The sequence below is a fragment of the Nocardiopsis sp. NPDC057823 genome, assembly GCF_042797335.1.
GTDB classification, from domain to species: domain Bacteria; phylum Actinomycetota; class Actinomycetes; order Streptosporangiales; family Streptosporangiaceae; genus Nocardiopsis; species Nocardiopsis changdeensis.
In genome coordinates, this window is record NZ_JBHVLR010000006.1 from 82,500 (window position 1) to 95,178 (window position 12,679).

General features: G+C 71.3%; 12 protein-coding genes. All 12 read left to right on the top strand.

Annotated features, from left to right (window positions below):
* Window positions 1-8 precede the first annotated feature (8 nt).
* Entirely contained in the window at window positions 9-368 is a 360-nt protein-coding gene (locus tag ACFVNO_RS12815) for an NADH-quinone oxidoreductase subunit A (RefSeq protein ID WP_220563468.1), read from the top strand.
* Window positions 369-432: 64 nt separating this feature from the next.
* Window positions 433-978 (top strand): NADH-quinone oxidoreductase subunit B family protein, encoded by a 546-nt coding sequence (locus tag ACFVNO_RS12820; RefSeq protein WP_220563467.1) that lies wholly within the window; start codon window positions 433-435, stop codon window positions 976-978.
* A gap of 1 nt (window position 979) precedes the next feature.
* Window positions 980-1,720, top strand: coding sequence for an NADH-quinone oxidoreductase subunit C (locus ACFVNO_RS12825; RefSeq protein WP_355262870.1), 741 nt, complete (start codon window positions 980-982; stop codon window positions 1,718-1,720).
* Window positions 1,721-1,754: 34 nt separating this feature from the next.
* The gene (locus tag ACFVNO_RS12830; RefSeq protein ID WP_355262867.1) at window positions 1,755-3,050 is read left to right on the top strand and encodes an NADH-quinone oxidoreductase subunit D; all 1,296 of its coding nucleotides are present in this window, start codon (window positions 1,755-1,757) and stop codon (window positions 3,048-3,050) included.
* 38 nt (window positions 3,051-3,088) lie between these two features.
* Window positions 3,089-3,802, top strand: coding sequence for an NADH-quinone oxidoreductase subunit NuoE (gene nuoE, locus ACFVNO_RS12835; protein WP_378892403.1), 714 nt, complete (start codon window positions 3,089-3,091; stop codon window positions 3,800-3,802).
* A complete protein-coding gene (gene nuoF, locus ACFVNO_RS12840) occupies window positions 3,799-5,118 on the top strand; it encodes an NADH-quinone oxidoreductase subunit NuoF (protein ID WP_355262861.1) in 1,320 nt (439 codons plus the stop codon). Before nuoE ends, nuoF begins: the two co-directional genes overlap by 4 nt.
* A complete protein-coding gene (locus ACFVNO_RS12845) occupies window positions 5,115-7,574 on the top strand; it encodes an NADH-quinone oxidoreductase subunit G (RefSeq protein ID WP_378892133.1) in 2,460 nt (819 codons plus the stop codon). Before nuoF ends, ACFVNO_RS12845 begins: the two co-directional genes overlap by 4 nt.
* On the top strand, window positions 7,571-8,938 hold the full coding sequence (gene nuoH / locus ACFVNO_RS12850) for an NADH-quinone oxidoreductase subunit NuoH (RefSeq protein ID WP_355262855.1): 1,368 nt from the start codon (window positions 7,571-7,573) through the stop codon (window positions 8,936-8,938). The genes ACFVNO_RS12845 and nuoH overlap by 4 nt, the downstream gene beginning before the upstream one ends.
* Window positions 8,931-9,482 (top strand): NADH-quinone oxidoreductase subunit NuoI, encoded by a 552-nt coding sequence (nuoI, locus tag ACFVNO_RS12855; protein ID WP_220563460.1) that lies wholly within the window; start codon window positions 8,931-8,933, stop codon window positions 9,480-9,482. The genes nuoH and nuoI overlap by 8 nt, the downstream gene beginning before the upstream one ends.
* A complete protein-coding gene (locus tag ACFVNO_RS12860) occupies window positions 9,479-10,432 on the top strand; it encodes an NADH-quinone oxidoreductase subunit J (protein WP_355262851.1) in 954 nt (317 codons plus the stop codon). Before nuoI ends, ACFVNO_RS12860 begins: the two co-directional genes overlap by 4 nt.
* A complete protein-coding gene (nuoK, locus tag ACFVNO_RS12865; protein ID WP_220563458.1) occupies window positions 10,420-10,719 on the top strand; it encodes an NADH-quinone oxidoreductase subunit NuoK in 300 nt (99 codons plus the stop codon). The genes ACFVNO_RS12860 and nuoK overlap by 13 nt, the downstream gene beginning before the upstream one ends.
* 14 nt (window positions 10,720-10,733) lie before the next feature.
* The gene (gene nuoL / locus ACFVNO_RS12870; protein ID WP_378892138.1) at window positions 10,734-12,677 is read left to right on the top strand and encodes an NADH-quinone oxidoreductase subunit L; all 1,944 of its coding nucleotides are present in this window, start codon (window positions 10,734-10,736) and stop codon (window positions 12,675-12,677) included.
* Window positions 12,678-12,679 lie beyond the last annotated feature (2 nt).

Here is a 12,679-nt window from a genome sequence, read left to right on the forward strand (position 1 = left end):
GGTGACCGGTGGAGCTCTACGCACCGATTTTCGTGCTCGGCGGGATCGGCGCCGCGTTCGTCGTGGTGTCCATGGTCGCCGGGGCGCTGCTGGGACCCAAGCGCTACAACCGCGCCAAGATGCAGGCCTACGAGTGCGGCATCGAGCCCACTCCGCAGCCCGCGGGCGGCGGCCGTTTCACCGTCAAGTACTACCTGACGGCGATGATGTTCATCGTCTTCGACATCGAGATCATCTTCCTCATCCCCTGGGCGGTGCACTTCGACGCCCTCGGCTGGTTCGGACTGGTCGCGATCGTCCTCTTCCTGGTGAACGTGTCCATCGCCTACGCCTACGAGTGGCGCCGCGGGGGCCTGGAATGGGACTGACCCCGCGACCCCCCGCACCCCGCGTCCGCACCCCGCAGCCCCGCCCGGAGGAGGTCCGCAGCTGATGGGACTCGAAGAGAAACTGCCCAGCGGCGTCCTGCTCGGAACCGTCGAACAGGTCGTCGGACTCGCCCGCAAGACCTCGATGTGGCCCGCGACGTTCGGGCTGGCCTGCTGCGCCATCGAGATGATGGCCGTCGGCGGGCCCCACTACGACCTGGCCCGGTTCGGCATGGAGAAGTTCGGCGCCACCCCGCGCCAGGCCGACCTCATGGTCGTCGCCGGGCGGGTGAGCCAGAAGATGGCCCCGGTCCTGCGCCAGATCTACGACCAGATGCCCGAGCCCAAGTGGGTCATCGCGATGGGCGTGTGCGCCTCCAGCGGCGGCATGTTCAACAACTACGCGATCGTCCAGGGCGTGGACCACATCGTCCCGGTGGACATCTACCTGCCGGGCTGCCCGCCCCGCCCCGAGATGTTCCTGGACGCGGTGCTCAAGCTGCACGACAAGGTGCAGAACACCAAGCTCGGCGCGCACCGCGAGCAGGAGATCACCGAAACCGAGGAGCGCATGCTCCGCCGGTCGCTTCCCCTGGTGAGCAAGGACTGACATGAGCACCGACAACGAGCGCGAACGCGACGAGGAGGCCGCGCGCCTCCCCGACCGGCTGGGCGAGGAGCGCCTGGCCGCGCCGATCAGGCGCACCGGCATGTTCGGCACCACCACCACCGGGGACACCTCCGGCTTCGGACGGCTGCAGGTGCGGGGGAGCGCTCCCGTCTCCTCGCAGCGGCCCTTCACCGACCCGGACGACCCGCGCACCGCCGACTTCGACCGGGTGGCCGACGACTTGGAGGCCGCCCTGGGCGACGCCGCCGGGGCGGTGGAGCGGGTGGAGGTCTCGCGCGGCGAGATCACCTTCCACGTCCGCCGCGAGGCCCTGCCCGAGCTGTGCCGCATCCTGCGCGACGACCCGGCCCTGCGCTACGAGCTGTGCCTGGGCGTGACCGGGGTGCACTTCCCGGACCAGGAGGGCCGGGAGCTGCACGCGGTCTACCATCTCCGCTCGATCACGCACAACAGCGAGATCCGGGTGTCCACCACCTGCCCGGACACCGACCGGCACATCCCGTCGATCGTGTCGGTCTACCCGACCAACGACTGGCACGAGCGCGAGGCCTGGGACTTCTTCGGGATCGTCTTCGACGGCCACCCGGCGCTCACCCGCATCCAGATGCCCGACGACTGGCACGGCCACCCGCAGCGCAAGGACTACCCGCTGGGCGGCATCCCCGTCGAGTACCGGGGCGCCACCGTGCCCCCGCCCGACCAGCGGAGGTCGTACACGTGACCCGGCAAGAACACCTTCGGAAGGGAGGCACGGCATGACCGTCACCGAGGACTACATCGACGCCTCCGGCGGCGACTGGGACGACGTCATCGAGAAGGCGCAGGCGACCAGCGCCGAGCGCCTCGTCGTCAACATGGGGCCGCAGCACCCGTCCACGCACGGCGTGCTCCGCCTCATCCTCACCCTGGACGGTGAGACCTGTACCGAGGCCCGGGTCGCGATCGGCTACCTGCACACGGGCATCGAGAAGAACATGGAGTTCCGGACGTGGACGCAGGGCACCACGTTCGTCACCCGCATGGACTACCTGACGCCGCTCTTCAACGAGACGGCGTACTGCCTGGCGGTCGAGAAGCTGCTGGGCATCGAGGACCGGATCCCGGAGCGGGCCAACGTCATCCGCGTGATGATGATGGAGCTCAACCGGATGGCCTCGCACTTCGTGGCGATGGCGACGTTCGGCATGGAGCTGGGCGCCACCACCGTCATGACCAACGGCTTCCGCGAGCGCGAGATGATCCTGGACATCTTCGAGCTCGTCACCGGCCTGCGGATGAACCACGCCTACGTCCGCCCCGGCGGGGTCGCCCAGGACCTGCCGCCCGGCGCTGTCGGCAAGGTCCGGGAGCTGCTGGAGGAGATGCCCAAGCGCATCACCATCATGCGCAAGCTCCTCGACGAGAACCCGGTCTACCTGGCCCGCACCAAGGACGTCGCCTACCTCAACCTGCCCGGCTGCATGGCCCTGGGCGTCACCGGCCCGCTGCTGCGGGCCTCGGGGCTGGCCTACGACCTGCGCAAGGCCAAGCCGTACTGCGGGTACGAGGGCTACGAGTTCGACGTCCCCGTCTCCGACGGCGGCGACGTCTACGCCCGCTACCGGGTGCGCATCGCCGAGATGGAGGAGAGCCTCAAGATCATCGCGCAGTGCCTGGACAAGCTGGCGCCGGGCCCGGTGATGATCGAGGACGCCAAGATCGGCTGGCCCGCCAAGCTGGCGCTGGGGCCGGACGGCATGGGCAACTCGCCCGACCACATCGCGCACATCATGAGCAGCTCCATGGAAGCGCTCATCCACCACTTCAAGCTGGTCACCGAGGGCTTCCGGGTCCCGGCGGGCCAGGCCTACGCGGCCGTCGAGAGCGCCAAGGGCGAGCTCGGGTGCTACGCGGTCAGCGACGGGGGCACCCGTCCCTACCGCGTGCACTTCCGCGACCCCTCCTTCACCCACCTGCAGAGCGTCGCCGCCATGTGCGAGGGCGGCACGGTGGCGGACGTGATCGCGGCCGTGGCCAGTATCGACCCGGTGATGGGAGGCGTGGACCGGTGAGCGGACACGACCACAGCCACGACCACGGCGCGACCGCGATCCCGGAGGGGGCCGACACGTTCCCCGCCGAGGTCGTCGCGCGCCTGGAGCAGGACGCCAAGGAGCTCATCGGCCGCTACCCGAAGCCGAGGTCGGCGCTCCTCCCGCTGCTGCACCTGGTGCAGTCGGAGGAGGGCCACGTCAGCCGGGCCGGGATGCGCTTCTGCGCCGACCAGCTCGGCATCACCCTCGCCGAGGTGAACGCGGTCGCCACCTTCTACACCATGTACCGCCGCCGCCCCGGCGGCGACTACCAGGTGGGGGTGTGCACCAACACCCTGTGCGCCGTGATGGGCGGGGACGAGATCTTCGCCGCCCTCAAGGAGCACCTGGGCGTCGGCAACAACGAGACCACCGAGGACGGCAAGGTCACGCTGGAGCACGTCGAGTGCAACGCGGCCTGCGACTTCGCGCCGGTCGTGATGGTCAACTGGGAGTTCTTCGACAACCAGACCCCGGACTCGGCCAAGCGGCTCGTGGACGACCTGCGCCTGGGCAACGACGTGGCGCCCACTCGCGGCCCGGCGTCCCTGTGCACCTGGAAGCAGGCCTCCCGGGTGCTGGCCGGGTTCGACGACGGCCGCGCCGGCGAGGGCGTGCAGGCCGCCGGGCCCTCGCTGGCCGGGCTGGCCCTCGCGCGCGAGCGCGGATGGACGGCTCCCGATCCCGCGAACCTTCCCCGTCCCGCCCAGGGTGAGGAGGAGGCCAAGTGACCACCCTGACCCCGGTCCTGTCCCACAACTGGGACCGACCCGACTCCTTCACCCTGGAGGGCTACCGGGCCGACGGCGGCTACCAGGCCCTGCGCAGGGCGCTGGCCATGGAGCCCGAGGCCCTCGTCGACCTGGTCAAGCAGTCGGGCCTGCGCGGGCGCGGCGGCGCCGGGTTCCCCACCGGCATGAAGTGGGGCTTCCTCCCGGCCGACAACCCCAACCCGCGCTACCTCGTCGTCAACGCCGACGAGTCCGAGCCCGGGACCTGCAAGGACATCCCGCTCATGCTCGCCAACCCGCACTCCCTCGTGGAGGGCGTGGCGATCGCCTCCTACGCGATCAAGTCGAGCCAGGCGTTCATCTACGTGCGCGGCGAGGTCGTCCACGTCATCCGCCGCCTGCGCAAGGCCGTCGCCGACGCCTACGCCGCCGGGCTGCTGGGCAAGGACATCCTCGGCACCGGGTTCGACCTCGACGTGGTCGTCCACGCCGGGGCCGGCGCCTACATCTGCGGCGAGGAGACCGCCCTGCTGGACTCCCTGGAGGGCTACCGGGGCCAGCCCCGGCTCAAGCCGCCGTTCCCCGCGGTCGCCGGGCTCTACGCCTCGCCGACCGTGGTGAACAACGTCGAGTCCATCGCCAGCGTCCCCAGCATCGTCCTGGGCGGCGCCGAGTGGTTCACCTCGATGGGCACCGAGAAGTCCGCCGGGTTCGGGTTCTTCTCCCTGTCCGGGCACGTCACCCGGCCAGGCCAGTACGAGGCCCCGCTCGGCATCACCCTGCGCGAGCTGCTCGACATGGCGGGCGGGATCCGCGCGGGCCACCGCCTCAAGTTCTGGACCCCCGGGGGCTCCTCCACGCCGATCTTCACCGAGGAGCACCTGGACACCCCGCTCGACTTCGAGTCGGTGGGCGCCGCCGGCTCCATGCTCGGCACCCGGGCGCTCCAGATCTTCGACGAGACCACCTGCGTGGTCCGCGCCGTCGGCCGCTGGATCGCCTTCTACGCCCACGAGTCCTGCGGCAAGTGCACGCCCTGCCGCGAGGGCAACTACTGGATGGTCCAGGTGCTGGACCGCCTGGAGCGCGGCCAGGGGACCGAGGCCGACCTCGACAAGCTCCTGGACATCTGCGACAACCTGCTCGGCCGGTCGTTCTGCGCCCTGGGCGACGGCGCTACCAGCCCGGTCATGTCGTCGATCAAGCACTTCCGCCAGGAGTACATCGACCACGTCGAGCAGGGCGGCTGCCCCTTCGACCACTCCAGGTCCACCCTGTGGGCGGACCGCCCGACCACGACGGGAGGGAACCCGTGACCGTCACCACCAACACGCCGGGCGGAGCGGCCCCCGCGCCCCCGCCCGAGGACCTGGTCACCGTCACCATCGACGGTTTCCGCATCCAGGTGCCCAAGGGCACGCTGCTCATCCGCGCCGCCGAACTGCTCGGGATCCAGATCCCGCGCTTCTGCGACCACCCGCTCCTGGACCCGGTCGGGGCCTGCCGCCAGTGCCTGGTGGAGATCCCCGACATGGGCAACGGGCGCGGCATGCCCAAACCGCAGGCGTCCTGCACCATCACCGTGATGGAGGGGATGGTGGTCAACACCCACCTCACCTCCCCGGTGGCGGAGAAGGCCCAGCGCGGCATCATGGAGTTCCTGCTCATCAACCACCCGCTGGACTGCCCGGTCTGCGACAAGGGCGGCGAGTGCCCCCTGCAGAACCAGGCGATGTCCACCGGCCGGGGCGAGAGCCGGTTCATCGACGTCAAGCGGACCTTCCCCAAGCCGATCCCGCTGTCCAGCCAGGTGCTGCTCGACCGGGAGCGCTGCATCCAGTGCGCCCGCTGCACCCGGTTCGCGGCACAGATCGCCGGCGACCCGCTCATCGAGCTGATGGAGCGCGGCGCCAAGGAGCAGGTCGGGATCGCCGGCGGCGAGCCGTTCAACTCCTACTTCTCCGGCAACACCGTGCAGATCTGCCCGGTGGGCGCCCTCACCGGGTCGGCCTACCGGTTCCGGTCCCGCCCCTTCGACCTGGTCTCCACCCCCAGCGTCTGCGAACACTGCTCCGGCGGCTGCGCCCAGCGCACCGACCACCGGCGCGGCAAGGTCACCCGCCGCCTGGCCGGCGACGACCCGCAGGTGAACGAGGAGTGGAACTGCGACAAGGGCCGGTGGGCGTTCACCTACGCCACCCAGAGCGACCGGCTCACCCGGCCGCTGGTGCGCGACGAGGACTCCCGGGCCCTGGAGTTCGCCTCCTGGCCGGAGGCCGTCTCCGTCGCGGGCCGCCGCCTGGCCGCCGCCCGCGGCCGGGTCGGCGTCCTGACCGGCGGGCGTCTCACCTACGAGGACGCCTACGCCTACGCCAAGTTCGCGCGGGTCGCCCTGGGCACCAACGACGTGGACATGCGGGCCCGCGCCCACTCGCGGGAGGAGGCCGACTTCCTGGCGGCCCGTGTCGCCGGGACCCCGATCGACGTGGACTTCACCGGCCTGGAGAAGGCCCCGGCCGTGCTCCTGGCCGGGTTCGAGCCCGAGGACGAGTCGCCCTCCACGTTCCTGCGGCTGCGCAAGGCCCACCGCAAGCGCGGGCTGAAGCTGTACTCCGTCGCCAGTCACGCCAGCCTCGGCCTCACCAAGGCGGGCGGCACGCTGATCGGCACCGTGCCGGGCGACGAGGCCCGCGTCCTCAACGCCCTGGAGGACACCGCACCCGAGGCCGTCGAGGCCCTGGGCGCGCAGGGCGCGGTCATCGTCGTCGGGGAGCGGCTGGCCGCCGTCCCCGGCGCGCTCACCGCCGCCGCGGCGCTGGCCGACCGCACCGGCGCCCGCCTGGTGTGGATCCCGCGCCGGGCCGGGGAGCGCGGCGCCGTCGACGCCGGGGCCCTGCCCGGGCTGCTGCCCGGCGGACGGCCCGTCTCGGACACCTCGGCCCGCGCCGAGGTCGCCCGCGCCTGGAACGTCGGCACGCTGCCGCCGGAGCCGGGCCGCGACACCGCCGCCATCATCGAGGCCGCCGCCCGCGGCGAGCTCGACGCCCTGGTCGTCGCCGGGGTCGAGCTCGACGACCTGCCCGACCCCGAGGCCGCCCGCGCGGCCCTGGCCCGGGTGCCGTTCATCGTCAGCCTCGAACTGCGGTCGAGCGAGGTCACCGACCGCGCCGACGTGGTCTTCCCCGTCGCCGCCGTCGCCGAGAAGTCCGGCACCTTCGTCAACTGGGAGGGCCGCCACCGGCCCTTCGGCGACGCGCTCAAGGTCCCCGGAGCCCTCTCCGACCTGCGGGTCCTGTCCGCGATCGCGGACGAGATGGACGTCCACCTGGGGCTGCCCGACGCCGCCTCCGCCTACCGCGAGCTGCTGGAGCTGGGCCTGTGGGCGGGGGAGCGGGCCGCGGCCCCGGCCGTCCGCCCGGTCCCCGTCCCCGAGCCCCGCCCCGGCGAGGCCCTGCTGTCCACCTGGCGCCAGCTCCTGGGCACCGGGCGGATGGAGGACGGCGAGCCGTTCCTGGCCGGGACGGCCCGGCCGGCCCGCGCCTACCTGTCCCAGGCCACGGCCGACGAGGTCGGGGTGCCCGACGGCGGATCGCTCCGCGTCACCGGCACCCGGGGCTCGGTCACCGTCCCCGTGGTCGTCACCGACATCGCCGACCGGGTCGTCTGGCTCCCGGCCAACGCCAGGGGCTGCGACATCCGTCGCGACCTGGGCAGCGGCGCGGGCGAGACGGTCCTGCTGTCGGCGCCGAGCACCGCCGGGAGGCACCAGTGACCCCCGTCGCCACCAGCGTGGCGCACCTGGCGTCGGAGGAGACGCTCAGCGCCTTCGGCAACGACCCGTGGTGGATCACCACCATCAAGGCGCTCGCCATCTTCGTCTTCCTGATGGTGTGCGTCCTGATGATGATCATGGCCGACCGCAAGGTCATGGGCCGCATGCAGCAGCGGCACGGACCCAACCGGATGGGCCCCTGGGGCCTGCTCCAGTCCCTGTTCGACGGGATCAAGCTCTCCCTCAAGGAGGACCTGATCCCCGAGGGGGTCGACCGGTTCGTCTACATCGCCGCCCCGGTGATCGCCGCCGTCCCCGCGTTCATCGCCTTCTCGGTCATCCCGATCGGGCCCGAGGTGAACCTGTTCGGGGTCGTCACCCCGCTCCAGCTCACCGACCTGCCCATCGCGGCCCTGGTGGTCCTGGCCACCGCGGCCCTGGGGGTGTACGGGTTCGTGCTCGGCGGCTGGGCGTCCCAGTCGCCCTACGCCCTGCTCGGCGGCCTGCGCGCGTCCGCCCAGGTGATCAGCTACGAGATCGCGATGGGCCTGTCGTTCGTCGCGGTCTTCATCATGTCGGGCACGCTCACCACGTCCGGGATCGTCGAGGCCCAGCGCGGGCTGTGGTTCGCGGTGCTGCTGCTGCCGTCGTTCCTGATCTACCTGGTCACCATGATCGGCGAGACCAACCGGCTCCCGTTCGACCTGGCCGAGGGCGAGGGCGAGATCGTCGGCGGCTTCATGACCGAGTACGGGTCCATGAAGTTCACGATGTTCTTCCTCGCCGAGTACGTGAACATGTGCACGGTCGCCGCCGTGTCCGTCACGCTCTTCCTCGGCGGCTGGTACGCCCCCTTCGGGATCGGCACCGCCTTCCCCGGGGCGAACGAGGGCTGGTGGCCCGCCCTGTGGTGGCTGCTCAAGTTCGTCGGCGTCATGTTCCTGTTCATCTGGGCGCGCGGCAGCCTGCCCCGGGTCCGGTACGACCAGCTCATGCAGTTCGGCTGGAAGGTCCTCATCCCCATCCAGCTGGTGTGGATCACCGCCGTCGCGGTCGTGCGGATGCTCGTCCTGGACGGCGCCTCCCCGGTCGTCATCGGCTCGGTCGTCGCCGCGTTCACCCTCGCCACCCTCGCCGCGTTCTACGCCTGGCTCCGGTCGGCGCGCCGCGAACGCGCCGAGGAGGCGGCCCAGCGCGCCGAGAACGCCCGCCGCGCACACGAGGACTCCGCCTTCGGCGGTTTCCCCGTGCCACCGAGCACCGCACCGCACTACGGGAGCAGCGTGCTCGCCGAACCGCCGCGGACGGCCCCGGCCGCCGCGGGCCGCAGCGTCAAGCAGAAGGGGGAGGTCACCGGTGCTTGATTGGCTCAATCCCGTCAAGGGTTTCGGCGTCACCTTCCACACCATGTTCAAGAAGGTGCCGACCGTCGAGTACCCGGAGGTCAAGCGCCCCACGGCGCCGCGCTTCCACGGACGGCACCAGCTGAACAGGTGGGCGGACGGGCTGGAGAAGTGCATCGGGTGCGAACTGTGCGCCTGGGCCTGCCCCGCCGACGCCATCTACGTCGAAGCCGGTGACAACACCGACGACGACCGCTACTCGCCCGGTGAGCGCTACGGGCGGGTCTACCAGATCAACTACCTGCGCTGCATCCTGTGCGGGCTGTGCGTGGAGGCGTGCCCGACGCGCGCCCTCACCATGACCAACGAGTACGAGCTCGCCGACGACAGCAGGCAGAGCCTGATCTGGACCAAGGAGCAGCTGCTCGCCCCCCTCAAGGAGGGCATGGAGGCGCCGCCGCACCCGATGCGCCTGGGCGAGAGCGACCTCGACTACTACGCCACCGGCCGCGGCCAGCACGGCTCCCAGGACGGGCACCACGAGAGCACGGAGGCGGTCCGATGACCCCCTCCGCCCTCCTCGCCTCCCCCCTCGGCCCGACGCACGAGGTCCACCTCGCCGCCCCCATCGGCGGCGGGGAGGCCTCGGCCTTCTGGATCCTGGGGACCGTCGTCCTGCTCGGCGCCCTGGGAGTGGTGTTCTCCCGCAAGGCCGTCCACTCGGCCATGTCCATGGCGCTGACCATGGTGGGCCTGGCGATCTTCTACGGGATCAACGCCGCGCCCTTCCTCATGGTCGTGCAGATCGTCGTCTACACCGGCGCGGTCCTCATGCTGTTCCTGTTCGTGCTGATGCTCATCGGCGTCAGCTCCGCGGACTCCCTCAAGGAGACCCTGGGCGGGCAGCGGCTGCTCACCGCCGTCGTCGCCCTGTGCTTCGTCGGCGCCCTGGCCACCGGCATCACCCGCATCTCCGTGGGCGACCCGGTCGGCCTGGCCGCCGGGACCGCGGCGGCGGGCGGCAGCATCCCCTGGATCGCCGGGGAGCTGCTGCTGCGCTACGTGGTCGCCTTCGAGGCCACCGCCGCGCTGCTGGTCACCGCGGTCCTGGGCGCCCTGGTGCTGGCCCACACCGCCCGCACCAAGAAGCGGCGCACCCAGCGGGAGATCTCCGAGGACCGCATCCGCGGCGACCACCCGACCCCGCTGCCCGGGCCCGGCACCTACGCCCGGCACAACGCGATCGACATGCCCGCGCTGCTGCCGGACGGCCAGGTCGCCCGGCTCTCGCTCAACCCGGTGCTCACCGCCCGCGACCCCGAGTACCAGTCGCGGGTGCCCGACGACGTCCGGGCGGGGCGCCCGCCGCTCCCCGGCGGGGCGTCGGACTCGGCCCACTCCAAGGAGGGCGAGCCCACCGCGGGGGCCGAGGCCCACCCGCACGAGGCGGGTGCCGGCGACCAGGCCCAGGAGAACGGCGACGGGCAGGAGGTGGAGTCGACATGGACCCGATGAACTACATCGTCCTCGCGGCGCTGCTGTTCACCATCGGCGCGGTCGGCGTGCTCATCCGGCGCAACGCGATCATCGTCTTCATGTGCGTCGAGCTGATGCTCAACGCCTGCAACCTGGCGTTCGTCGCGTTCGCCCGCATGCACGGGGACATCGAAGGGCAGGTCATCGCCTTCTTCGTGATGGTCGTCGCCGCCGCCGAGGTGGTCGTCGGTCTCGCGATCATCATGCAGATCTTCCGAACCCGCAGGTCCGCGTCGCTGGACGACGCCAACCTGCTCAAGCACTAGAAGGCGACGTGGCAGTGCAACAACACACTCTCCTCGCCGCCGACACCGGGACGGCGGTGGCCGCGGAAGGCGCGGTTCTGTCGAACGCCTGGCTGCTCATCGCCCTGCCGCTGGCCGGCGCGGCGGTCCTGCTGCTGGGAGGCAAGCGGACCGACTCCTGGGGCCACCTGCTCGCCACGGCGCTGCCGGTGGGCTCGTTCGTGTGGGCGGCCCTCATCCTGTTCGACCTCCTGGGCCGGGCCCAGGACGCGCGCAGCGTGTCGGTCCCGGTCTACGAGTGGTTCTCGGTCGGCGAGTTCACGGTGGGGGCGGACCTGCTGGTCGACCCCCTGTCCATCAGCTTCGTCCTGCTGATCACGTTCGTCGGGTCGCTGATCCACGTCTACTCGATCGGCTACATGTCCCACGACCCGGGGCGGCGGCGCTTCTTCGCCTACCTCAACCTGTTCGTGGCGGCCATGCTGGTGCTGGTCCTGGCCGACAACTTCGCCCTGCTGTTCCTGGGCTGGGAGGGCGTGGGCCTGGCGTCCTACCTCCTCATCGGGTTCTGGCAGTACAAGCCGTCGGCGGCCACCGCGGCCAAGAAGGCGTTCATCATCAACCGCGTGGGCGACATGGGCCTGCTCGCGGCGATCATGATCATGTTCACCGCCCTGGGCGCCGTGAGCTTCAGCGACGTGTTCGCCGCCGTCCCCGGCGCCGGGAACGGGGTGCTGGTCGCCATCGGCCTGTGCCTGCTGCTCGGCGCCTGCGGCAAGTCCGCGCAGCTGCCCCTGCAGGCGTGGCTGCTGGACGCCATGGAGGGCCCGACCCCGGTGTCGGCGCTCATCCACGCGGCGACCATGGTCACCGCGGGCGTCTACCTCATCGTCCGCGCCGGGCCGGTCTTCGAGGCCGCGCCCGCCGCGCAGACCACCGTCGCGGTGGTCGGGGCCGCCACCATGCTCGCCGGCGGGATCATCGCCTCGGCCAAGGACGACATCAAGAAGTCCCTGGCCGGCTCGACGATGAGCCAGATCGGCATGATGGTGCTGGCCGCCGGGCTCGGCCCGGTCGGGTACGTGGCCGCCATCGCCCACCTGATCACGCACGGCTTCTTCAAGGCCGGGCTGTTCCTGGGCGCCGGATCGGTCATGCACGCCATGGACGACGGGGTCGACATGCGCCGCTACGGCGGCCTGGCCCGGGTCATGCCGATCACCTTCGCCACCTTCGGACTGGGCTACCTCGCCATCATCGGCGTCCCGCTGCTGTCCGGCTGGTGGACCAAGGAGAGCATCATCACCGAGGCGTTCGGCGTCGGCGGCACCCAGGGCATGGTCCTGGGGTCGGCGGTCATCCTCGGCGCCGGGCTCACCGCCTTCTACATGTCCCGCATGTTCTTCATGACCTTCCTCGGCGAGAAGCGGTGGGACGAGGGCGTGCACCCGCACGAGTCTCCGGTGAGCATGACCGCCCCCATGGTCGTGCTGTCCATCGGTTCGGTGTTCCTGGGCGCGTTCCTGGTGTTCGGCGACCGGTTCGCGAACTTCCTGGCGCCCACCATCGGCGCCCACCCGCACCACTTCGACCTGGCCCACGCCTTCACCTCGCCCTACGGGCTGGCGGCGCTGGGCGTGCTGGTCCTCGGTGTGGCGGCGGCCTGGGCCGTGTACCTGCGCCGCCCGGTCGCGCGCACCGCGCCGAAGGGGAACCTCGTCACCGTCGCCGCGAGCCGCGAGCTGTACGGCAACGAGATCAACGAGGGGCTGTTCATGCGCCCCGGCCAGGTCCTCACCAAGGTGCTCTCCGACATCGAGGACAAGGTCATCGACGGGTTCGTCAACGGGCTCGGCGCGGGCGTGCGCGACTCCTCCCGCGGGCTCGGGCGGGCGCAGACCGGCTTCGCCCGGTCGTACGCGCTCACCATGCTCTTCGGCGCCGTGATCGTCGCCGCGACGCTGGTTGTGAGGTTGTAGAC

Coding starts and splice junctions, on each gene's coding strand:
- nuoK (WP_220563458.1), top strand. CDS start 10,420: ATGGACCCGATGAACTACATCGTCCTCGCGGCGCTGCTGTTCACCATC.
- ACFVNO_RS12860 (WP_355262851.1), top strand. CDS start 9,479: ATGACCCCCTCCGCCCTCCTCGCCTCCCCCCTCGGCCCGACGCACGAG.
- ACFVNO_RS12820 (WP_220563467.1), top strand. CDS start 433: ATGGGACTCGAAGAGAAACTGCCCAGCGGCGTCCTGCTCGGAACCGTC.
- ACFVNO_RS12830 (WP_355262867.1), top strand. CDS start 1,755: ATGACCGTCACCGAGGACTACATCGACGCCTCCGGCGGCGACTGGGAC.
- ACFVNO_RS12825 (WP_355262870.1), top strand. CDS start 980: ATGAGCACCGACAACGAGCGCGAACGCGACGAGGAGGCCGCGCGCCTC.